Raw genomic sequence first — 23,021 nt, forward strand, 5'->3', positions numbered from 1 at the left:
CTGCAAACCACTCACTCGTTGCTCAGTTTTGAGAGCTCAAACTCTCAAACCAACTCGTTTATTCGACCGACACATCTGTGAACGGCCCGAACCAAACGATTTGTTCTTTGAAAACTAGATATCGAAACGAAACAAACGCGAATTAGAACATTCCTTTTTAGCTGAACTTGTGTTCAACAAGTTTCAATAAAAACGGTAGATTGCTGGAGCGAGTGATCGAAATGGAGCGACTTTTGGCTTTGGACGTAGTCCAAAACAAGGGAAGAGACAGCTCGAACACGAGCGACCTGGTTAAGCTACTAAGAGCACACGGAGGATGCCTAGGCGCTAGGAGCCGATGAAGGACGTGGCGAACAACGAAACTGCCTCGGGGAGCTGTAAGCAAGCTTTGATCCGGGGATGTCCGAATGGGGAAACCCAGCTGGGGTAATTTCCAGTTACACCTAACTGAATACATAGGTTAGTGTGAGGCATACCAGGGGAACTGAAACATCTAAGTACCCTGAGGAAGAGAAAACAATAGTGATTCCGTCAGTAGCGGCGAGCGAACGCGGAGAAGCCCAAACCAAGGGGCTTGCTCTTTGGGGTTGTGGGACGTCTCACATGGAGTTACAAAGGAACCGGTTAAGCGAAGAGGTCTGGAAAGGCCCGCCAAAGAAGGTAAAAGCCCTGTAATTGAAAGTCTGTTCCCTCCGAGACGGATCCCGAGTAGTGCGGGGCACGTGAAACCCCGTATGAATCCGGCAGGACCATCTGCCAAGGCTAAATACTTCCTAGCGACCGATAGTGAAGCAGTACCGTGAGGGAAAGGTGAAAAGCACCCCGGAAGGGGAGTGAAATAGAACCTGAAACCGTGTGCTTACAAAAAGTCAGAGCCCGTTTTAGGGGTGATGGCGTGCCTTTTGTAGAATGAACCGGCGAGTTACGTTCCCGTGCAAGGTTAAGGTGAAGAGCCGGAGCCGCAGCGAAAGCGAGTCTGAATAGGGCGAATGAGTACGTGGACGTAGACCCGAAACCGGGTGATCTACCCCTGTCCAGGGTGAAGGTGCGGTAACACGCACTGGAGGCCCGAACCCACGCATGTTGAAAAATGCGGGGATGAGGTGGGGGTAGCGGAGAAATTCCAATCGAACTCGGAGATAGCTGGTTCTCCCCGAAATAGCTTTAGGGCTAGCCTCGGAAAACAGAGTCGTGGAGGTAGAGCACTGATTGGGTGCGGGGCCCGCAAGGGTTACCAAGCTCAGTCAAACTCCGAATGCCATAGACTTACTTCCGGGAGTCAGACAGTGAGTGCTAAGATCCATTGTCAAAAGGGAAACAGCCCAGACCATCAGCTAAGGTCCCCAAGTGTGTGTTAAGTGGGAAAGGATGTGGAGTTGCACAGACAACCAGGATGTTGGCTTAGAAGCAGCCACCATTGAAAGAGTGCGTAATAGCTCACTGGTCGAGTGACTCTGCGCCGAAAATGTAACGGGGCTAAACACACCACCGAAGCTATGGCTTGATGCTTGCATCAGGGGTAGGGGAGCGTTGTATAAGGGTTGAAGGTGTACCGTAAGGAGCGCTGGACATTATACAAGTGAGAATGCCGGTATGAGTAACGAAAAGATCAGTGAGAATCTGATCCGCCGAAAGCCTAAGGGTTCCTGAGGAAGGCTCGTCCGCTCAGGGTAAGTCGGGACCTAAGGCGAGGCCGAAAGGCGTAGTCGAAGGACAACAGGTCGAAATTCCTGTACCACCGTAAATCGTTACGAGCGATGGGGGGACGCAGTAGGGTAGTGACGCAGGCTGATGGATGCCTGTCCAAGCAGTGAGGCTGATGTGTAGGCAAATCCGCACATCGTAAGGCTGAGCTGTGATGGGGAGTGAAAATTACAGTAGCGAAGGTCATGATCTCACACTGCCAAGAAAAGCCTCTAGCCAGATGAAGGTGCCCGTACCGCAAACCGACACAGGTAGGCGAGAAGAGAATTCTAAGGCGCGCGGAAGAACTCTCGTTAAGGAACTCGGCAAAATGACCCCGTAACTTCGGGAGAAGGGGTGCCCCGGTAGTGTGAATAGCACGAGGGGGCCGCAGTGAAAAGGCCCAAGCGACTGTTTAGCAAAAACACAGGTCTGTGCGAAGCCGTAAGGCGAAGTATACGGGCTGACGCCTGCCCGGTGCTGGAAGGTTAAGGGGAGTGGTTAGGAGTAATCCGAAGCTGTGAACCGAAGCCCCAGTAAACGGCGGCCGTAACTATAACGGTCCTAAGGTAGCGAAATTCCTTGTCAGGTAAATTCTGACCCGCACGAATGGCGTAACGACTTGGGCGCTGTCTCAACGAGAGATCCGGTGAAATTTTAATACCTGTGAAGATGCAGGTTACCCGCGACAAGACGGAAAGACCCCATGGAGCTTTACTGCAGCTTGATATTGAATTTGGGTACGATCTGTACAGGATAGGTGGGAGCCTTTGAAGCGTGAGCGCCAGCTTGCGTGGAGGCACCGTTGGGATACCACCCTGATCGTATCTAGGTTCTAACCTGGTGCCCTCATCGGGTACGGGGACAGTGTCAGGTGGGCAGTTTGACTGGGGCGGTCGCCTCCTAAAGAGTAACGGAGGCGCCCAAAGGTTCCCTCAGAATGGTTGGAAATCATTCGAAGAGTGCAAAGGCATAAGGGAGCTTGACTGCGAGACCTACAAGTCGAGCAGGGACGAAAGTCGGGCTTAGTGATCCGGTGGTACCGCATGGAAGGGCCATCGCTCAACGGATAAAAGCTACCCTGGGGATAACAGGCTTATCTCCCCCAAGAGTCCACATCGACGGGGAGGTTTGGCACCTCGATGTCGGCTCATCGCATCCTGGGGCTGAAGTAGGTCCCAAGGGTTGGGCTGTTCGCCCATTAAAGCGGTACGCGAGCTGGGTTCAGAACGTCGTGAGACAGTTCGGTCCCTATCTGTCGTGGGCGTAGGAAATTTGAGAGGAGCTGTCCTTAGTACGAGAGGACCGGGATGGACGTACCGCTGGTGTACCAGTTGTTCCGCCAGGAGCACCGCTGGGTAGCTATGTACGGACGGGATAAGCGCTGAAAGCATCTAAGCGTGAAGCCCCCCTCAAGATGAGATTTCCCAGTATGTAAGACCCCTTGAAGACGACGAGGTAGATAGGCTGGGGGTGGAAGTGCAGCAATGCATGGAGCTGACCAGTACTAATCGGTCGAGGGCTTATCCAATAGCAAGTTTTGAGTCGCGTGAGTTTCGTTTCGAATCTAGTTTTCAGAGAACAACACTCTGAGGAAGCGCTGAACCATTCATCCACACTGCGGTGAGGGACCGAATGGAACGCGAACGCATTTGTGAAACAAATGCCCGTTTGGTGGCGATGGCGGAGGGGTTCCACACGTACCCATCCCGAACACGACCGTTAAGCCCTCTAGCGCCGATGGTACTTGGACCGCAGGGTCCTGGGAGAGTAGGACGCCGCCAAGCGGAACCCCAATGGGGTATTTTTTTTCGAATGATAGGGGCCTTTAGCTCAGTTGGTTAGAGCGCACCTCTGATAAGGGTGAGGCCGGTGGTTCGAGTCCACCAAGGCCCATAGTAATTAAATAAGAAATACATGTATGGGGCCATAGCTCAGCTGGGAGAGCGCCTGCCTTGCAAGCAGGAGGTCAGCGGTTCGATCCCGCTTGGCTCCACCATTTTCCCTGATAGCTCAGTTGGTAGAGCACTCGACTGTTAATCGAGTTGTCACAGGTTCGAGTCCTGTTCGGGGAGCCATTAAGGCCCGTTGGTCAAGGGGTTAAGACACCTCCCTTTCACGGAGGTAACAGGGGTTCGAATCCCCTACGGGTCATAGTTTTATCTAATGTTTTAATTAGGGATGAGAATCCCAAAGATGGAGGCTTAGCTCAGCTGGGAGAGCATCTGCCTTACAAGCAGAGGGTCGGGGGTTCGATCCCCTCAGCCTCCACCATATATTTTTCTAATGACGCGGGGTGGAGCAGCCCGGTAGCTCGTCGGGCTCATAACCCGAAGGCCGCAGGTTCAAATCCTGCCCCCGCAATTGTAGCTTTCCTAACCGAAAGTGATCTGGAACCGTGGTGTAGTTGGCCTAACATGCCTGCCTGTCACGCAGGAGATCGCGGGTTCGAATCCCGTCGGTTCCGCCATCTTTACCAGCTTCAGGGATGAGAATCCGTTTTTGGGTTCGTCGGAGCATTTACTTCGAGAGCATCTGCTTCGCAGTCTCGAACGAAGTGAGAGTATCCCGTCGGTTCCGCCATTTTTATTAGAATCAAGGATAGGAATCCATCTTGGAGCAAATTTTAATATGGCTCGGTAGCTCAGTCGGTAGAGCAGAGGACTGAAAATCCTCGTGTCGGCGGTTCGATTCCGTCCCGAGCCACCATGAACATAACAATTTGATACGCCGGTGTAGCTCAACTGGTAGAGCAACTGACTTGTAATCAGTAGGTTGGGGGTTCAAGTCCTCTCGCCGGCACCACTTTATGGAGGATTAGCGAAGTGGCCAAACGCATCAGACTGTAAATCTGCTCCCGTACGGGTTCGGTGGTTCGAATCCATCATCCTCCACCAGTTTTATTATGAGTCATTAGCTCAGTTGGTAGAGCACCTGACTTTTAATCAGGGTGTCGAAGGTTCGAATCCTTCATGACTCACTTTTACTATATGCGCGTGTGGCGGAATTGGCAGACGCACTAGACTTAGGATCTAGCGTCTTTGACGTGGGGGTTCAAGTCCCTCCACGCGCATCCCTTATTTTGCGGAAGTGGCTCAGCGGTAGAGCATCGCCTTGCCAAGGCGAGGGTCGCGGGTTCGATTCCCGTCTTCCGCTCCAATATTTGCGCCCTTAGCTCAGCTGGATAGAGCGTTTGACTACGAATCAAAAGGCCGGGAGTTCGAATCTCTCAGGGCGCGCCATTATAACTAAATTTAAACTATGCCGGCGTGGCGGAATGGCAGACGCGCTCGACTCAAAATCGAGTGGGAAACCGTGGAGGTTCGAGTCCTCTCGCCGGTATATTTAACGGGATGTAGCTCAGCTTGGTAGAGCACCTGGTTTGGGACCAGGGGGTCGCATGTTCAAATCGTGTCATCCCGATTTTGGTTTATGCGGGTGTAGTTCAATGGTAGAACTTTAGCCTTCCAAGCTAATAGCGTGGGTTCGATTCCCATCACCCGCTTTATATATTGAAGAAGAAAGAGACACAATCTGTGTTCTCTTTCTTTTTTTGCATGAACAAGAAGTTAGTCCCCTTTTGCTATATTATGTGGCCAAGTCTCCGTCATACTCTTCAGCTATTTTCTCAATTAACATTCAATCCACATTCAGCGAACTCTCTTGTTACACTCCAAGTTGAATTTTTGGATTACTCTTGATCCCCTTCAAACCGACCATGCGCTTTAATAACATGCGAGTTTCTTATATAAAATTTGTTGATCATGTATACCTTATATTCCTCCAGCCATTACCTTAGCATCGGACGGATAATAATCCCCCTGATTCGTACTTTCTCACCCCTTATTTCACGCAAATCAAGTCCAATTTTAATAAAACGCTTACAAAAATAGCTTGCGAAATTACTCAGCCTGTAATACCATATGAATTAAGCGCTTAACCTTTAGGGGGAAGGCGCTTAAACTTAACTTAGATTAAGCGCTTAACCCGTAAAGGAAAGGATGGCGATCAATTCATGACAACGATTCGATTAACGATGGCTCAGGCCTTGCTTCGATACCTGGATCAGCAGTATATCTCGGTAGATGGGGTAGAAACCAAGTTTGTAAAAGGTATTATCGGAATATTTGGACACGGCAATGTAACAGGCATCGGGGAAGCATTAGAACGTAGCCCTGGAAGCTTGACGTATATGCAAGGTAAAAACGAACAAGGTATGGTGCACACAGCTGCAGCTTATGCCAAACAGAAGAACCGCAAACAGATCTACGCATGCACTACGTCTATTGGCCCTGGTGCATTGAATATGATTACTGCCGCAGCAACAGCAACGGTGAACCGCATTCCGGTATTGCTTCTCCCAGGAGATAACTTTGCTACGCGAGAGCCAGATCCGGTATTACAACAACTCGAAGTAAGCAGTGACTATACGATATCTGCTACAGATCCATTCAAAGCAGTCAGCAAATACTGGGACCGCATCGTGCGCCCTGAACAGCTAATGGTTGCTGTTACACATGCAATGCGTGTACTGACTGACCCAGCTGAGACCGGAGCTGTTACACTGGCACTGCCACAGGATGTACAGGCAGAAGCATACGACTATCCGGAATCGTTCTTTGCCCGGAAAGTACATTACCTGGATCGCCGGCCTCCGGTTCCAGCAGCCATTGAACGGGCAACGAAGCAGATCGCCCGTAGCAAAAAGCCCCTGCTCGTTGCAGGCGGTGGGGTGCTGTACTCTGAGGCATCTGCACAACTGATCGAGTTCGCAGAAGCTTTCGGTATTCCGATCGCTGAGACGCAGGCTGGCAAGAGCGCAGTATCTTGGGAACATCCGCTTAATGTGGGGGCCATCGGGGTTACCGGTTCTCTGGCTGCCAATCGCTTGGCTAAAGAAGCAGATGTCGTGATCGGCGTGGGGACAAGGTTTTCTGATTTTACCACGGCGTCACATGCTGCGTTTCAAAATCCAGAAGTATCCTTTATCAACATCAACTTGAATAGTATGGATGCTGCTAAGTTAGGCGGGGAAGCTATTCTGGCTGATGCCCGTGAAGGCTTGCAGGCGTTGCAACAAGAATTGAAGGCACAACAGTATAACAGTGCATACGGTGCATCCGAAGTGGCTGATCTCCGTGATCAATGGAATACAGAAGTCGATCGACTCTACGCTGCAGAGCATGAAGCTGGTTTAGCGCAGACGAAAGCCATTGGTATCGTGAATCGCACGATTGATCCATCCTCCGTAATTGTCTGTGCAGCAGGTAGTCTCCCAGGGGACTTGCATCGTTTGTGGCGCACTGCTGAGCCGAAGACTTATCACATGGAGTATGGGTTCTCCTGCATGGGATATGAGGTTAGTGGTGCATTCGGCGCGGCGCTCGCGGAGCCGGATCGTGAAGTATATGCCATGGTAGGTGACGGCAGTTACCTGATGTTGCATTCGGAACTGGTTACAAGTCTGCAGGAACAGAAGAAAATGACGGTTCTTTTATTTAATAATAATGGCTTCCAGTGCATTCATAATCTGCAACGTGAGCACGGCAGTGACGGGTTTGGGAACGAGTTCCGTTATCGGGAAACAGAGAGCGGTCGTTTGACGGGTGAGTATATGCCTATGGATTTTGCGGCTCACGCTCGTAGTATGGGAGCGAAAGCATATCGCGCAGAAACCGCAGAGCAACTGGAACAGGCACTTCGGGATGCCAAGAACGAGACGGTAACAACATTGATTGAAATTCCGGTTGTACCGGGGACCAACACGGGCGGATATGAGTCATGGTGGAATGTCGGGGTGCCTGAAGTATCTGTTGAGGAAAAAGTAGTTCGTGCCCACGAGACGATGAAATCAAATCGTGGTAAAGCAAAACTGGTGTAATTCACGCTACTAATCTCATCTACTCATTTATTTTATAAATAAATCTCTTCTCATAAAGATAAAGTCTGACAAAGCTGAACAACAAAAGGAGCCGTGGAACCATGAGCAAGCTGCCATTCCAGCTTGGGATTCATCCGATCAATTGGGTCGGCGAAGATGTGAAGGAACATGGTGATGATACAACGTGTGCCCAGATTTTGGACGATATTCAGCGTCTGGGATTGACGGGTACTGAGATGGGACGAAAGTATCCGACCGATCCCGCTGCACTGCGTGAGGAACTGAGCAAGCGGAATATCAATCTGATCTCCCAGTGGAAATCCGTACTATTCTCCGATCCGGCGTATCGCCAAGCGGAACTGGACGACTATCGCAGACATGCTGAATTTCTGCAATCCATGGGCAGCAAGGTCATTAGCACAGCCGAGGTTGGCGGGTCACTTCATTTTGATCCAAGACGGACACCTCATGAAAAAGAAGTGCTCAGACTCAGCGATGCCGAATGGCATGTTCTTGCTGAAGGTTTGAACCAAGCTGGTGCCATTGCTCAGGAGCATGGCCTTAAGCTCACCTATCACCATCATGGAGGCACGGTAGTTGAGCAACCTGAGGAAATTGACCGTTTGATGGAGCTCACAGACCCATCACTGGTTTACTTACTCTTTGATACAGGCCATGCCTATTATGGCGGTGCTGATCCACTTGAGGTGCTGCGTAAACATTACGACCGGATTGCCTACATCCATCTCAAGGATATTCGCCCGGATGTGCTAGATCAGGCACGAGCGGAGCAATCAGACTTTGTTGGCTGTATTCGCAGGGGGGTATTCACGGTACCAGGAGATGGTTGCATTGATTTTGCACCGATTCTGCAGGAACTGATCACTCGCGGATACAACGGCTGGGCGATGCTCGAAGGAGAACAAGATCCCGCCATTCATAATCCGTATGAGTATGCGAAACGCTCTTTGAGTTACATGGAGTCTCTGTACTAGGGCAGTAAAGACACCGCAATTAAAGACAGTGAACCAGCCTAGCATCTATATGTGTAGCAAATTAAAAAGAACCAATATGAATTCATATAAATGGAGTAAGAATTATCTCCTAATCAAAAGAGATTCCACCATAGAAAGGGGCTCAAACGCAATGACTTACGTATCCTTTCCAGCATCCCGGAAAAAGGATTTCACTGCCATTGGCCGCTTGTGCATCGATTTGAATGCCAATGAGATCAACCGTCCGATGGAAGAGACGATGACGTTCACCAAATACGTTGGCGGTTCTCCGGCCAATATTACGATCGGCATGTCCAGACTTGGTATGGAGACAGCTTTCATCGGCAAAATTGCAGGTGATCAGATGGGCAGGTTTATCCAAAGTTATCTGGAGAAGAACGGGATCGACACCTCCAATGTAGTGACGGACAACACTGGGGCAGTCACGGGCCTAGCTTTTACCGAAATCAAGAGCCCAACAGATTGCAGTATTCTGATGTACCGGGACAATGTAGCGGATCTGTTATTGCAGGCCAGCGAGGTACAGGAGCAACTAATTGCGGATTCCAAAGTACTGTTGATTTCCGGTACCGCTCTCGCGCAGAGTCCATCACGAGAAGCTGTTATTCAAGCTCTGACTTATGCAAAAAAACATGGCACTGTTATCGTATTTGATCTGGACTACCGTCCATATACATGGACATCAGATGAAGAGACAGCAGTCTATTATAATCTCGCTGCCGAAAAATGCGATATCATTCTGGGAACACGAGAAGAGTTCGACATGATGGAGACATTTGAAAACAACCCCGATCATAATGATCAGGTGACGGCACAGAAATGGTTTGATTTTTCAGCGAAAATCGTTGTGATCAAGCACGGAAAAGAAGGTTCCATCGCGTATACGCGTGAAGGGCTCTCACACCGGGCTAACAGTTACCCTGCTCGTGTCGTAAAAACATTTGGTGCAGGCGACTCTTACGCTGCGGGATTCCTCTACGGCTTAATGCAAGGCTGGACGATTGAGCGCAGTATGGGCTACGGAAGTGCTGCAGCAAGTATCGTTATCTCCAGTCACAGCTGCTCGGATGCAATGCCGACTGTAGAACAAGTGAATGAGTATATCGAACGCTGCAACCGGGGCGAGATTATTCCGTCTTGATGCAGCCGTAAACAGATGGCTTTGTTCTAGATGATCTATATTGGATCAATGGGAATTCGTGATACGAAAATACGCAATGGATAGGAAAGAAACGCATAGAAGAAACGCACATAAACGAGGGGAGACAACACACATGGCAAAAGGGACTTCAGAAGCGTCTGCAACAGTGACAAATGTACAGAACTGGATCGGGGGTACTTGGGTAACCCCGACGACAACACGAACCGAAGCAGTTGTTAACCCGGCTACAGAAGAGATTATTGCATACGTGCCATTGTCTGAACAAGCGGATGTAGATCAGGCAGTACAGGCTGCAAGGACAGCATTCAAATCATGGAGCACCACACCGGTTCCTCGCCGTGCCCGCATTCTGTTCCGTTATCAGCAACTGCTGGTAGAGCACTGGGAAGAGCTGGCCAAACTGGTGACACTGGAGAACGGTAAAAGTTATGCCGAAGCTTATGGCGAAGTATTGCGCGGGATTGAGTGCGTTGAGTTCGCGGCAGGTGCCCCGAACCTCATGATGGGCAAACAGCTGCCCGACATCGCTACAGGACTAGAATCAGGCATGTACCGTTACCCAATCGGGGTCATCGGCGGAATTACTCCGTTCAACTTCCCGATGATGGTACCTTGCTGGATGTTCCCGCTGGCGATTGCTTGCGGTAACACATTTGTTCTGAAGCCGTCAGAGCGTACTCCGCTCCTGGCCGGACGTTTGGCAGAGCTTTTCAAAGAAGCGGGACTTCCAGACGGCGTACTCAACATCGTTCACGGTGCACATGACGTTGTAAACGGATTGCTTGAGCATAAAGAAGTTGCGGCTATTTCCTTTGTCGGTTCACAACCTGTTGCTGAATACATCTACAAAACAGCTTCTGCACACGGCAAACGTGTTCAGGCACTCGCTGGTGCGAAGAACCACTCCATCGTTATGCCGGATGCTGACCTTGATCTGACCGTAAAAGAGATCACAAGTGCAGCCTTTGGATCAGCTGGCGAACGTTGCATGGCTTGTTCCGTAGTTGTCGCTGTTGGCGATGTGGCGGATGCCTTGGTACAAAAGCTGGTGGAAGCGGCAGACCGGATCAACATCGGTAACGGCATGGACGAAGGTGTATTCTTGGGACCAGTAATCCGTGGACCTCACAAAGAGCGTACACTGGGTTACATTGAGTCAGGTGAACAGGAAGGCGCAACCTTGATTCGGGATGGACGCAAGGATCAGGCGACAGACGGCTCCGGTTATTTTGTAGGGCCAACTGTATTTGATCATGTAGATAGCACCATGAAAATCTGGAAAGATGAAATCTTTGCCCCTGTTCTTTCGGTGGCAAGAGTAGAAACACTGGAAGAAGCGGTAGAACTGGCAAACCGTTCGGACTTTGCTAACGGGGCATGTCTGTTTACTCGCAGCGGTGCGAATATGCGCCAGTTCCGTGAAACGATTGAAGCGGGTATGCTGGGCGTGAATCTGGGTGTACCAGCACCAATGGCCTTCTTCCCATTCTCCGGTTGGAAGAAATCCTTCTACGGTGATCTGCATGCTAACGGCACGGATGGTGTGGAGTTCTACACTCGCAAGAAAATGGTAACTACACGCTGGTAATCAATCAACGCACAGCGTACAGCATGCAATACAGGGGCTGAGCAAGGGCTCAGTTCCCAGACACCATAGGGATGCAAATAGGGAGGATAACGGAATGGGCAAGGACAAAGTAAGAATTGGCATTATCGGTGCTGGACGTATCGGCAAAATCCATGCAGACAACTTGCTGCGTAACCCGCATGCCGAAATTGTAGCGATCAGTGATTTGTTCGCAGGACCTGAACTGGAGGCTTGGGCCTCCGAGCGCGGTATCTCTGTTGTCACCAAGGACAGCAGTGAGCTGATTGCAATGCCAAACATAGATGCAGTATTGATCTGTTCCTCAACAGATACACATGTACCATTGATCGAGCAGGCGGCACAAGCAGGTAAACACATTTTCTGTGAGAAGCCGGTAAGTATGGACTTGTCCCAGACCGAAGCGGCTGTAGCGGCTGTAGCAAAGGCTGGCGTGAAACTTCAGATCGGGTTTAACCGCCGTTTTGACCATAACTTCAGAAGAGTACGGTCCCATGTGCTGGAAGGCACGATTGGTGATCCACATATTCTCAAGATTACTTCTCGTGACCCGAGCCCACCACCTGCGGAATATATCCGGGTATCCGGCGGAATTTTCATGGATATGATGATCCATGATTTCGATATGGCTCGTTTTCTGTCTGGCAGTGAAGTGGAGGAAGTTTACGCCAAAGGCAAGGTGCTGATCAATCCGGTATTCGCCGAGCATGGTGATGTAGATACAGCCATCGTTACGTTGACGTTTGCGAATGGAGCGATTGGTGTGATCGACAACAGCCGTCAGGCAGTGTACGGATATGATCAACGTGTGGAAGTATTCGGTTCGCTGGGCAGCGCTTCGGCGGATAATGACCACCCGAATACAGCGGAGATCAGCACAGCAGCTGGACTGATGCGCGACAAACCACTGCACTTCTTCCTGGAACGTTACAATGAAGCGTATGTGCAGGAGACTGCTCTATTTATTGATGCCATTATTCATGATAAACCCGTCATTGTAGACGGTAACGATGCAGTACAGGCGGAGCGGATCGCTTTGGCAGCCAAGATGTCCATGGAGCAGGGTAGACCTGTGAAGATGACAGAAGTTCCAGGTGCATCGCGTGAGACGCAACCGGCAAACTAATTAGAATTTAGTAGAAGTTGCAAAGCAGTTTTTATTAAATAAACAATACTGTCACACAAGGATCAGATCAGGTGATAGCAGACGAGTATGGAAGGAGTGAAAGGCAACATGTCAGAACTTATCGTAAAACCTGCCGCAAACCCGGAGGCAGACGGAACAATATTGACCGTGACTCCGGAATCTGCTGGCTGGGAATACGTCGGATTTCAGGTTGCGAAACTAGCAGCAGGGGAGAAGCTAAGCCGTGAGAGTGGAGATCAGGAGCTCTGTGTTGTGCTTCTCAGCGGGCTTGCGAATGTAAGTACTCGGGAGCATACATGGGAGAATATCGGGAAACGCATGAGCGTTTTCGAAAAAATTCCTCCGTACTCCGTCTATGTGTCCACGTCAGATCAGATTGAGGTTACGGCACTTACCGAGCTGGAGATCGCGATTTGCGTTGCTCCAGGGAAAGGTACGTATCCCTCACGCTTGATCGCTCCTGAGGATGTAGGTGTGGAAGGACGCGGTTACGGCAATCTGGAGCGCCATATCCATAACATTTTACCGGAGCAAAAAGAAGCAGACAGCCTGCTGGTCGTTGAAGTGTTCACACCGGACGGTCACTGGTCGAGCTATCCGCCGCATAAACATGATCGGGATGCGTTGCCGGATGAATCACTGCTGGAGGAAACGTATTATTTCCGTGTGCAGCCGGAGCAGGGATTTGCCATTCAACGCGTGTACACCGATGATCGTTCTGTGGACGAGACACTTGCCGTGAAAAACGGCGAGGTCGTGCTTGTGCCGAATGGATATCATCCGGTAGGTGCGCCTCCGGGATATGAAGTCTATTATCTGAATGTGATGGCAGGGCCGACACGAACGTGGAAATTCCATAACGATCCGGATCATGAGTGGCTTTTCAAAAAGTAAAAGTCATAAGTAATTCTGTCTTCGCATTGCGTAAGCAGTATTCCCCCTTCATAATAAGAAGAGAATAATCATCTATGTATAATGAATTTATATATAGCACAAATGGGGAAAAACGATGAAAGCAACCATTTACGATATAGCACGCGAGGCGGGGGTATCGATTGCCACCGTCTCGCAGGTGATTAACGGCAAAGGCAAGATCAGCGAGAAGCGCCGTGCCGAGATTATGGAGATCATGGAGCGGCTTCACTATCAACCGAGTGCAATTGCTGCTGCACTGACAGGTAAACAGACGTATACGCTAGGCCTGCTCGTACCGGATATTTCGAATCCGTATTTTGCCGAACTTGCCCGGGCAGTAGAGGATCGTAGCCGCCAGTTGGGATATAGCGTGGTGATCTGTAGTACGGATAACAAGGACGAGCGGGTAGAGCGATACCTGAACTTGTTGCAGCAAAAGAGAGTCGACGGCATGATGATCGGAACCGGGATCGAGAATGCCGAAATTCTGTCACCGCTCTTGCAGCAGTCGATGCCTGTAGCGCTGATTGCCCGCCATATGCCCGCATTATCGGTGCATACGGTCACCATTGATGATATACTTGGCGGTACTCTGGCCGCCGAGCATCTGCTTGAACTTGGACATACGCGTCTGGCGGTCTTGTCTGAGCCATCCAAAGTCAGCAGCAGTCAGGAGCGGGTACGTGGCTTTCGTGAAGCTCTACAGCGAGCAGGACATGTACTGGAGCCTGATCAGATTCGCGAATCTGCAGCTGATCTGAGTTCTGCCAAACATGAGGCATTGCGGTTGCTCAGTGAGCAAAACCATGCTACAGGTATATTTTGTTGTAATGACATACAGGCGATTGGTGCAATTCAAGCAGCCAAGGAACGGGGACTACGTGTTCCTGAGGATGTATCCATTATCGGATTCGACAATACGATTTTGGCTTCTGTGACGAGTCCGCCATTGACTACGATTGCTCAGCCTATTGAGGAGCTTGGGCGTTATGCCGTCGATATCCTTATCGAAGAATTAAGGGATAACAACAAAGAACCGCAGAAGCGAATTCTAAAGCCGGAACTGGTGGTAAGGGAAACGACAGGACTCAGGTGAAGGTTTTCTTAGAAGACGGCGATATGGAGTTCAGAGATTAGCCCTCCATATCAAATGAGTTTGAATACAAATAGAAGCCGCATGATCCTTTATAGGAGACGCGGCTTATTTGCATTCAAAGAGAGGTTGATTATATTTTAAACTTCTTAACTTCGTCGAACAGGGTGTTGGCATGGTGGGACAACTCTTTAGAACGTTCCGAGATCGTTGTGATGTAATTGAATTGTTCTTGGGTCGAAGATGCAACTTCCTCTGTGGAAGCAGCACTCTGCTCCGACATTGCAGCGACACTGGAGATAACTTCTGAAATTTTTCCAGAATTATTATCGAGTTCTGTAGTGGCTTCAGATACATGTCTTACCTGAAGATCAATGCCATCTATGGATTGTTTGATCCGTGCGAAGACATTTCGCATTTCGTGAACAGAAGTTACTTGCTGTTGAATAGCTTGCTCGGCAGAAGTTACTTCATTTACACTTTGTTCACTTGCTGTGTGAATTTCATTAAGCAAAATAATAATACTATCAACAGACTGTGAGGACTGCTCAGCCAATTTGCGAACCTCGTTAGCGACAACAGCAAATCCATTGCCCTGCGTTCCCGCTCTGGCTGCTTCAATGGAAGCATTTAATGCAAGCAGGTTGGTCTGTGCTGATATATCTCGAATCATGCTGGCGATACTCTCAATTTTTTGAGATTTTTCTGCCAGTAAATGAATAGCTCCGCCGACTCTATCAATGGAAGTGCGATTATCTTCGGCGAGTGCTACCTGAGCATCAACAGATTGTAAACCCACGGACATCGCTTCTGTAACCTCCTGCATCATCATGACAGACTGCTCTACATTGTCATTGATACCGTTCACCGTCTGGCTCATGGCACTTAGACGGTTCGATCCTTCATAGACGGATTCTGCCTGACTGCTTGATCCTTGGGCAAGTTCATCTGTAGCAATAAAAATCTGTTCAGCAATACGCTGGGTGTTACCCGTGTGGTTTTCCATAACCATGGAGATATCTTGAACCTGATCGGCAGAACTTCTCACCTTCTGCAGTAGTACGCTGAGATGATCAGACATCGTATTAAACGCAACCCCAAGTTCAGCAAATTCATCTGAACCTTTAGCATCTACCCGACCCGTAAAATCACCGTGGGACATCTGACCCGACATGAACTGCAGTCGCTTAAGAGGTTTGATAAAACGCGTTGCGACCCAATAAGCTATCGTTAGTACCGTAAGCAATGTAATTGCGATAATAAGGATATATTGATTCCTTAATTGATAATACTCGGAGTAGGCCAGTTTCTCCGATATAACTGAACCGACGATCCAACCCGTAGTGGGGATTTGTTTAAAATAGAGCAGCAGATTTTCACCATTGTATTGAAATGACTTCTGTCCTGATGCATTAGCCTGCATATCTGCGAGCAAAGGGCCTAATTGATCATTGTCCGCTGCTGAAGTACTTGCGAGATCAGCCTCGGGATGAGCGAGAATAACTCCCTTTTTGTCGAGCATGAAGGTATATCCTAATCCATCCAGATCAATCTGATTCACTGTATCGGTTAGTTTGGAAAGGAGGATGTCAGAAGCCACCACGCCCTGTAATGTACCGCTCCTTGTTTTTACGGGCATAGCAATAGACACCGTAAATTGTTTAGATTTGTTATCAATGTAGGGGTCGGTGAAAATCAGTTTATCCGCTTGCACGGCTTCTTTATACCAGGAACGTTTTCTAGGGTCATAGTCTGCAGCCTGCTCAAAATCAGAACCATTCATAAACTGGCCGTCTTCATTGCCGTAATATAAGTCTTCTAAGTTATTGGAGTTAGTCCCCTTATACATGATAGATAAATAATCTTCATTGAGATTAGAGGCAGGAACAGCTTCTTGAATGACTAATCCTAGCGTTTCTACTAACTTCTCGTTCCCATGTAACCAACCATTTAACTGAAACGTTGCACTCGATACTAGTCCATTTAATTTATTGTTCACACTTTGGGTTGCCTGTTTCTCGGTTTGGACTAAACCAAGTGGTGCAAGTGCACCTGCAGTGACCAAAACAGTGATGGAGAAGGCTAACATTAATTTCAATTTTAGTCTCATATTTTATATTTACCCCCAGAAATAGTGTGTGTTTAGTATGGTGGAAGCTTATAAATTATATCGACAAATACTATTGAAACATTTACTAAAGTGAGCCTGTTATTTAGTGGTAGAGGGGGAGGTCATGAAATAATAAACAAATCAGATATATGTATGAAGCACGATGAGAGAGAAGTTATATGTATTTAAATAGAAAGTGGCGCATGGGATAGGGGATTGTCCCATTACAAGCTAATTTGGCAATTGTGGTAGAAAGCATTGTGGATTTGCTAAGCACCAGTAGATGAGTACATGAACTAAGAGATTACTTTATACTGAGGAAGAGATATGATCGTGGTATGTGTTAAGGAAAAAAAGCGGCTCCTTACGAGAACCGCTCTAATTCTAATTCCTATCCCGCATAATGATTTAAGGGCTATCCATTGTTGTAAAACTCCGCACTTTTATTTCAGTAGAAATGCCAATGCCTCATCATACGTTTCCCATTGAAATTCGGTCTGGTGTTCTGATTCCTTGGAGATCCGATTAAGCTGCATTTTGGCGATCGCTCCACCAACAGCTACGCTAGCTCGCTTCATGCCCATGTCCTTCAGTCGTTTTTGATGATCCACAATCTTCTCCTTGGTGTCTTGCGGGAAAGCTTTCATATGTGTCATATCAACCAGTACATCAAATGTGTTGCCCAGTTGCGAAGCGATTTTTTCTATCTCCGTGTTGACTTGGTCGACCTGTTCTGGTGAGACAATCCCTTCCCAGACGATTTCAATAATCGGTTTTGTTGAATCCAAACGTCTGACAGACATAAAAGCAACTCCTCATTCATATTTTATGTAGTTTATAAGTCTATTAGCCTATTAATTATACTGTTTTCTGCTAAAAATGAATATGGATTTCACATGATTGTAGTTCTTACGGACTATATAATCCTATTGGAGTAAAATTCAGGGAAATGGAGAGGGTTGAACCTGATAAATTCCGCACTATAATAGACAAAAGCCGCCCGAAATTTAGATTTCGAACGGCCTGAATCAGGAGTACATATACTTGGATACTATGAACCGTCAAAAGGATTACAATCCAATCTTCAGACTTTCCCCTTCAGTCGCAATTCCCTTGGAACGGGTAATACTTAGTTTCTGCTCTGCAGTAAAGCCGAGAGTCTCCCCATCATGCAAGGTGACATCATTTTCGACCACATATGTGGTGGTCATAAACATCATCTCAAAGACATCACTTAATGGCTTGGACGATCCGGTAATCTCCATCTCCTCTTTCCCGAAGTTACGCAGACCGTACGTATATGCTGAAGCCCCTTCGGTGTTTTGATACAGACCAATGAACACCCACAGAGGTACCGGTAATTCATCCTCTTTGAGTCCACGGCTTACCTCCACATACTTACCTGCTTCAACGACAAGTGGAGACATGTAGATTGCGAGAGCATGATCCAATTGCAGTAATGCGGATGCGGTTTGAGTAAAAAGGATATGTCCCCGGATAGCATCCGTTGCATTCAGAACCGATACAATGATCTGAGACTGGTGCCGTGCAGTCACCTGTTCAGCTTCCGGCCAAAGAATGTTTAACTTGGCATTCTTCTCAACCTCTCGATCAGGTACAGGTGCAGCGATGTGAGCACACACCACCTGCATTCCGTCAACTTCAAAGAAGAGATTGCCTTCCTCGGCTTGTTCATCAATCTCAATATTCCATTCCATCTTCATCCGGTCGATAAAAAGATTAAAATCACAGTCTTCCCGTTCTAATAGCACAAATCCGACAATGGTTTGACTATAATCCGTCTGCGGAGCAGCAACGCTGGATTGTGCCTTCTCCTTTTTGCGCCGACGCAGTTTGTCAAACAGTCCCATGACATGTTCCCCTTTCTGCTCCCAGAACCATTCTGGTGATTGGTAAGATATACTTTATACTTCCTACCTTACCATATCAGAGGGTATGAGTCGTAGGTTGTGCTCGTTTTCCCAAACTTACAGGAACAACACAAGCAAAAGTGCTATGATTGCCGGCAAACCTTGCTTGATGATAATGGATCGCGAAGAAGTCGCACCGCCGTAAAGAGCTGCAATAATTACACAAGCTAAGAAGAAAATCTGAATATGCAATCCGACACTGGAATCCGGGTATAACAGTCCCCAAATCAAACCAGCTGCAAGAAAACCGTTATAGAGGCCTTGGTTGGCTGCAAGAGCTTTGGTAGAGCCGGCAAACTCCGGGGTAGTACCAAACGTTTTCATTGTCCGTGGACGTGTCCACATGAACATCTCCATAATCATAATATAGAAGTGTTCAACAGCTACAAGAGCGACAAAAATAGTACCGATCAAAAGAAACACCCTGCTTTCTATATGTAATGAACGCCTAACATACTTAATATATAGATTAGCATAAAAACGGAAATTTTCAAATTAATTTTCTACAATTTAATTGTGCATACTATAAACAAGCTTTATTCTCTATTTTCTACTCACTTCATATGAGAAGTAAAGATCATAAGATATATCTATCAGCATCTGTCATTTGTCAAAGATTCATACACAGGGTAATAATGCTTAGGCCAAAAAGGAAAATGGATTTTGGATTGATCCAGAAAGGGAGGGGATTAAATGGGAAAAGCTCAGTTTGTTTTGCTTGCAGATGATCCATCTACATTTGTGACAAGGGTAGTGCCGTTCATTGATATTGAACTTGCTGGAATTCCTGGGGATCGGCATTACGGTCTGTTAAGACCAGCAGATTCCCGTCAGAAAATCTATAAGCGCGGTACACCGATTGCCAATCGTCGGCAGATCAGTATCGTTTCAGAGGAAGAGTGCGCTTTGATTGCCCAGAAGATGAACATCCCTGAAGTCCGCCCTGAGTGGCTGGGTGCCAATATACTGGTTTGCGGCATAGAGCATTTGACCGAATTGTCCGTGGGAACAAGACTTCTGTTTCCTGATGGAACAGGCTTGATCTGTGAAGGGGAGAATCTGCCTTGTGTACATCCAGGTAAAGTGATTGAACAGGTCTATGGACAAGAGGGTTTGCGCAAAAAGTTTGTGCCAGCTGCTCGCAAAAAACGCGGTATCGTCTGTTCAGTTGAGCGTGAGGGTGTTATTCATACGGGAGACACCATTGAAGTAATACGCCTGCCTTAGAATCCCGTCAGGCGTATTTGGCGTTGAGCGTCATTCGGCGTGGCTGTTGCTTGTACCGAATGGAATAGGTTCAGACAACAGCAGATATTCTTCAGGTGTGCTGCCGATAATAGATTTAAAATCTTTGGTGAAATGGGATTGATCATGGTATCCCAAGTCTTGAGATAACTTGCTTAAGTCGCAGGTTAAGCCGCGTTCTATGCATTCCGCTGCATTTTGCAGACGATATAATCGAATGACCGTTTTGGGGCTGATGCCTACATATTGATTAAACAAACGCTGTAACTTTCGGGTGTGCAGATTCCAGCGGGCTGATAGCTGATCTACCCTGAGCAGATCCCGATCCTGCTCGATGTGCTGCACGATGGTGTAGATCAAGTTCGCTTCCATATCCTCTGTAGGGAGGCATGCAGATAACACCTGATCTATATAGCTCACCTTTTTTTCCGTGGAGAGATCACTTAACAAAATATCTTCTAAATCCTCAGCGCGAGTTCCGAGCAGGCCGGACACCTCCAGCGGTTTTCCGTAAAGTGTAGAAACAGGCGCTCGAAGGAAGGGATGGAATCCTCCCGGTTTGAACTTCACACCGAACACAAGGCCTTTGCCATGAATAGAGTAGGTAAACTTTTGATCGGAAGGCCCGAAGAAAAAGGTTTTGTTTCGCTCAACGACAAGATTAACACAGGGATTGGGTATCACATGTTGTGGATATGATTCACGCTCTGCAAGATCCCAGGACACCATCCAATAATGTTTGACAAAAGGGCTCAGCACCTCGGCGGGACGCACTCGTGTCAATTGATATCGTTGTTTTCCTTCTTCCATATGAAGCAATCCCATAGGGGGAGTTACTGGATTGACTGTCCTTTTCATCCCTGCGTCCTCACTTTCTCTTTCGATATAATGGTAGAGTGACTTCCGTCTATTTAATCTCCCTTAGTATAACTGATATTTCCTTGCTGTCGCGTTTTTACAATACAAGTATGGGGTATAACGGTAGGATAGAAATGTGAGAGTACAGCCGCATTTTGATTACATAAAGGGAGTGAGCTTATGGATCTGAAATATGAATTTTATATCAATGCAGGGCGGGAGGAAGTGTGGAATGCGCTGATTTCCCCGGACGGTACACGAAGCAGTTTCTTTGGCAGCGAGCTTCGCTCGAATTTTCAGCCTGGACAACCTTTCGCATATGTTGGGCCAGGGAATGATGGTCAGGAAACAGTCCATGTATATGGTGAGATTTTGGGATTTGAGCCGCTCTCTAGTCTTAGCTATCGGGAGCATCCCGGGCCTTCGTATCATTCCAATCATGCCGAGCTTCAGTCGAGAGTGCTTTTCCAATTAGAGACTGTGGGGGAGTGTACCAAACTTACGCTGATCAATGATCAGTTTACAGACAATCATCCTTCCTTCGCCAATGCGCAGAATAGCTGGTGGATGATTTTAAGCAACATTAAGACGTGGGCAGAGACGGGAAAAACGCTTAATTTCGGCTGGTAGCAAAGTATAATATTTCGTTGAATCGATATATCAAAAATAAGATATAATCTCCTAACAACGTAAATCCTCGTCTCATTGGCGAAGATTTACGTTTTTTTTTATATTAGCGACTTTAGACCTACACTTCTTGTCAATATATGTCGAAGTATATATAAATACACCTTACATAAGAGGGGATACCGCGATGTTTCTGAAACGTAATGAAGTAAGCAAATCAAATCGTATAAATTCACATGAGCAACTGCTGAGTTACAGCCGTCGTTTGTTAGAGCATGCTCAAAATGGCCAGTTTTGGAATGGGACAGACGCTGATACACAGGGCAATGATGAAATTTTGGAGAATATTCGGAAAGCCGTACAACTGATGCAATCACAGCATGAGGTTGCGCAAATGCGTCTTAGCATGTTGAATCAGGCGCTCCAAGCGGCAATATGGGAGTCGAAGATCGTTGCAGGTAATCCGCTGGATCACAATAACATCGTTTCATTCTCGGAAGAGTTCCGGAGGATGCTGGGTTACAATAATTCGAAGGACTTCCCCAATGAGTTCGCCAGTTGGGCTAAATCTGTGCACCCAGAGGATAGACCACAGCTTGTGGAGGATATCACGAGACATGTGAATGATCCGAATGATCAAGCGGGATATAATGTTACAAGCCGTATGGTTTTGAAAAACGGAGATGTTCGTTGGTTCAGATGTCTTGGACGACTTGTGAGAGATGCTGCAGGAGCTCCGGTTAAGTTAATTGGAGTCATGTTCGACGTTCATGAGGAGAAGATCAAGTCAGATGAATTGGAAGCACTTGTTACCCGTTATGATCTCGTCAACCGTGCACTTGTAGAAGCGCCTTGGGATATGACGGTGGTTGCTGGGGATGTGGTCAATCCAAACAATGAATTCTGGTGGTCACCACAATTCCGCAGAGAGCTGGGATTCAAGAATGAAGAAGACTTCCCGAACGTATTCAGCAGTTGGAGCAGTCGTCTTCACCCTGAAGATCATGACCGTACGATTAATGCATTTGCTGAACATATGAATGATTACAGCGGTAGAACGCCGTATGATCTTGACTACCGTTTGCAACGAAAAGACGGGGAGTATCGCTGGTATCATGCGGGTGGTGAAACCATTCGTGACCAGAATGGCGTACCGCTTCGTGTTGCCGGAACGATTCGGGATGTGACTCACCAGAAGAATAAAGAAGAGATCGTTAAAGCGATGAATTTGAAAACAAAACAGTTGTCCGAGTCCATTGAAGAGATGGTACGCGGCATTAACTCGATTACGGATCAGGCACAGGAACTGGTCAACGCTCAGGAGTTATCTGCTGATGCGGCAACACAGGTGCGGGATAGTGTGGATGATACGAAGAGTATTACAGCGTTTATCCGGGAGATTGCCGGCCAGACGAATCTGCTTGGTTTGAATGCAGCCATCGAAGCGGCACGGGCAGGTGAACTGGGCTTGGGCTTCGGCGTTGTAGCTGGAGAAGTGCGGAAACTGGCCGATCATAGTTCGGAGGCAACCGTCAACATTGAAGATAGCATGCAGAAAATGAAAACATTGATTGATCATATTTTGCATCATATCGGCAACATGTCCACACTGACTCAGAATCAGGCAGCCCTGACGCAGCAGGTCAATGCCTCAATGGATGAGATCAACAACATGTCGCAGGATCTGGTCAACTATTCGCGCAACTTGTAGTTTTTGTGTAAAAGAATAATTAAATCTTGTTCAACT

General features: G+C 47.7%; 15 protein-coding genes, 17 tRNA genes and 2 rRNA genes. 29 read left to right on the forward strand and 5 right to left on the reverse strand.

The features are described 5' to 3' along the window. Window positions 1–289 precede the first annotated feature (289 nt). From AC1VYS_RS01425 to AC1VYS_RS01550, 26 genes are all read left to right on the forward strand, one after another. A 23S ribosomal RNA gene (locus AC1VYS_RS01425) occupies window positions 290–3,214 on the forward strand. Between the two features lie 139 nt (window positions 3,215–3,353). Further along, window positions 3,354–3,470 (forward strand): 5S ribosomal RNA (rrf, locus tag AC1VYS_RS01430). A gap of 35 nt (window positions 3,471–3,505) precedes the next feature. Then, a tRNA-Ile gene (locus tag AC1VYS_RS01435) sits at window positions 3,506–3,579 on the forward strand. 27 nt (window positions 3,580–3,606) lie between these two features. Next, window positions 3,607–3,682 (forward strand) — tRNA-Ala (locus tag AC1VYS_RS01440). Window positions 3,683–3,685: 3 nt separating this feature from the next. Then, window positions 3,686–3,761 (forward strand) — tRNA-Asn (locus AC1VYS_RS01445). A 4-nt stretch (window positions 3,762–3,765) separates the two neighbouring features. Continuing rightward, window positions 3,766–3,837: transfer RNA gene (locus AC1VYS_RS01450), tRNA-Glu, on the forward strand. Between the two features lie 44 nt (window positions 3,838–3,881). Beyond that, window positions 3,882–3,957 (forward strand) — tRNA-Val (locus AC1VYS_RS01455). A gap of 16 nt (window positions 3,958–3,973) precedes the next feature. Next, window positions 3,974–4,047: transfer RNA gene (locus AC1VYS_RS01460), tRNA-Met, on the forward strand. A gap of 28 nt (window positions 4,048–4,075) precedes the next feature. After that, window positions 4,076–4,153 (forward strand) — tRNA-Asp (locus AC1VYS_RS01465). Between the two features lie 163 nt (window positions 4,154–4,316). Then, window positions 4,317–4,392: transfer RNA gene (locus AC1VYS_RS01470), tRNA-Phe, on the forward strand. Between the two features lie 20 nt (window positions 4,393–4,412). Beyond that, window positions 4,413–4,488 (forward strand) — tRNA-Thr (locus AC1VYS_RS01475). 6 nt (window positions 4,489–4,494) lie between these two features. After that, window positions 4,495–4,580 (forward strand) — tRNA-Tyr (locus AC1VYS_RS01480). Between the two features lie 10 nt (window positions 4,581–4,590). Next, a tRNA-Lys gene (locus tag AC1VYS_RS01485) sits at window positions 4,591–4,663 on the forward strand. A 12-nt stretch (window positions 4,664–4,675) separates the two neighbouring features. Then, window positions 4,676–4,756 (forward strand) — tRNA-Leu (locus AC1VYS_RS01490). 11 nt (window positions 4,757–4,767) lie between these two features. Further along, window positions 4,768–4,842: transfer RNA gene (locus AC1VYS_RS01495), tRNA-Gly, on the forward strand. A gap of 6 nt (window positions 4,843–4,848) precedes the next feature. Further along, window positions 4,849–4,925: transfer RNA gene (locus tag AC1VYS_RS01500), tRNA-Arg, on the forward strand. A 21-nt stretch (window positions 4,926–4,946) separates the two neighbouring features. Next, window positions 4,947–5,025 (forward strand) — tRNA-Leu (locus AC1VYS_RS01505). Between the two features lie 7 nt (window positions 5,026–5,032). Then, window positions 5,033–5,106, forward strand: a tRNA-Pro gene (locus tag AC1VYS_RS01510). An 11-nt stretch (window positions 5,107–5,117) separates the two neighbouring features. Next, a tRNA-Gly gene (locus AC1VYS_RS01515) sits at window positions 5,118–5,188 on the forward strand. A 510-nt stretch (window positions 5,189–5,698) separates the two neighbouring features. Next, the gene (iolD, locus tag AC1VYS_RS01520) at window positions 5,699–7,564 is read left to right on the forward strand and encodes a 3D-(3,5/4)-trihydroxycyclohexane-1,2-dione acylhydrolase (decyclizing) (protein WP_482912712.1); all 1,866 of its coding nucleotides are present in this window, start codon (window positions 5,699–5,701) and stop codon (window positions 7,562–7,564) included. A 101-nt stretch (window positions 7,565–7,665) separates the two neighbouring features. Further along, window positions 7,666–8,559: a myo-inosose-2 dehydratase gene (gene iolE / locus AC1VYS_RS01525; protein WP_482912713.1), complete on the forward strand. Its 894-nt coding sequence runs from the start codon at window positions 7,666–7,668 to the stop codon at window positions 8,557–8,559. 151 nt (window positions 8,560–8,710) lie between these two features. Continuing rightward, a complete protein-coding gene (gene iolC, locus AC1VYS_RS01530; RefSeq protein ID WP_154985913.1) occupies window positions 8,711–9,721 on the forward strand; it encodes a 5-dehydro-2-deoxygluconokinase in 1,011 nt (336 codons plus the stop codon). Window positions 9,722–9,854: 133 nt separating this feature from the next. Then, window positions 9,855–11,330, forward strand: coding sequence for a CoA-acylating methylmalonate-semialdehyde dehydrogenase (locus AC1VYS_RS01535; protein WP_482912714.1), 1,476 nt, complete (start codon window positions 9,855–9,857; stop codon window positions 11,328–11,330). Window positions 11,331–11,424: 94 nt separating this feature from the next. Then, a complete protein-coding gene (gene iolG / locus AC1VYS_RS01540; RefSeq protein WP_482912715.1) occupies window positions 11,425–12,474 on the forward strand; it encodes an inositol 2-dehydrogenase in 1,050 nt (349 codons plus the stop codon). Window positions 12,475–12,582: 108 nt separating this feature from the next. Next, entirely contained in the window at window positions 12,583–13,389 is an 807-nt protein-coding gene (gene iolB, locus AC1VYS_RS01545) for a 5-deoxy-glucuronate isomerase (RefSeq protein ID WP_482912716.1), read from the forward strand. Between the two features lie 115 nt (window positions 13,390–13,504). Then, complete coding sequence (locus AC1VYS_RS01550) at window positions 13,505–14,506, forward strand: LacI family DNA-binding transcriptional regulator (RefSeq protein ID WP_482912717.1); 1,002 nt, start codon at window positions 13,505–13,507, stop codon at window positions 14,504–14,506. A gap of 130 nt (window positions 14,507–14,636) precedes the next feature. Here AC1VYS_RS01550 and AC1VYS_RS01555 read toward each other — a convergent pair whose 3' ends face one another. The 4 genes from AC1VYS_RS01555 to AC1VYS_RS01570 all read right to left on the reverse strand — a co-directional run bounded on the left by AC1VYS_RS01555 (window position 14,637) and on the right by AC1VYS_RS01570 (window position 18,967). Further along, window positions 14,637–16,613: a methyl-accepting chemotaxis protein gene (locus tag AC1VYS_RS01555; RefSeq protein WP_482912718.1), complete on the reverse strand. Its 1,977-nt coding sequence runs from the start codon at window positions 16,611–16,613 to the stop codon at window positions 14,637–14,639. A 443-nt stretch (window positions 16,614–17,056) separates the two neighbouring features. After that, window positions 17,057–17,416 (reverse strand): hypothetical protein, encoded by a 360-nt coding sequence (locus AC1VYS_RS01560; protein WP_482912719.1) that lies wholly within the window; start codon window positions 17,414–17,416, stop codon window positions 17,057–17,059. 267 nt (window positions 17,417–17,683) lie between these two features. Next, complete coding sequence (locus AC1VYS_RS01565) at window positions 17,684–18,484, reverse strand: DUF4261 domain-containing protein (RefSeq protein WP_482912720.1); 801 nt, start codon at window positions 18,482–18,484, stop codon at window positions 17,684–17,686. 117 nt (window positions 18,485–18,601) lie between these two features. Next, a complete protein-coding gene (locus AC1VYS_RS01570; protein WP_441931117.1) occupies window positions 18,602–18,967 on the reverse strand; it encodes a DUF1304 domain-containing protein in 366 nt (121 codons plus the stop codon). A 270-nt stretch (window positions 18,968–19,237) separates the two neighbouring features. On the opposite strand from AC1VYS_RS01570, the gene AC1VYS_RS01575 reads away from it, so the two are divergent. Further along, window positions 19,238–19,771: an MOSC domain-containing protein gene (locus AC1VYS_RS01575; RefSeq protein ID WP_482912721.1), complete on the forward strand. Its 534-nt coding sequence runs from the start codon at window positions 19,238–19,240 to the stop codon at window positions 19,769–19,771. 30 nt (window positions 19,772–19,801) lie between these two features. Here AC1VYS_RS01575 and AC1VYS_RS01580 read toward each other — a convergent pair whose 3' ends face one another. Then, window positions 19,802–20,647 carry an AraC family transcriptional regulator gene (locus tag AC1VYS_RS01580; RefSeq protein ID WP_482912722.1) on the reverse strand — a complete coding sequence of 282 codons (846 nt, stop codon included), beginning with the start codon at window positions 20,645–20,647 and terminating at the stop codon, window positions 19,802–19,804. Window positions 20,648–20,827: 180 nt separating this feature from the next. On the opposite strand from AC1VYS_RS01580, the gene AC1VYS_RS01585 reads away from it, so the two are divergent. Together AC1VYS_RS01585 and AC1VYS_RS01590 are read left to right on the forward strand one after the other, a co-directional pair. After that, window positions 20,828–21,277 carry an SRPBCC family protein gene (locus AC1VYS_RS01585; RefSeq protein WP_482912723.1) on the forward strand — a complete coding sequence of 150 codons (450 nt, stop codon included), beginning with the start codon at window positions 20,828–20,830 and terminating at the stop codon, window positions 21,275–21,277. Between the two features lie 184 nt (window positions 21,278–21,461). After that, window positions 21,462–22,985, forward strand: a complete 1,524-nt coding sequence (locus tag AC1VYS_RS01590; RefSeq protein WP_482912724.1) for a methyl-accepting chemotaxis protein — start codon at window positions 21,462–21,464, stop codon at window positions 22,983–22,985. Window positions 22,986–23,021: the final 36 nt, after the last annotated feature.

This window comes from Paenibacillus sp. G34, assembly GCF_056856875.1.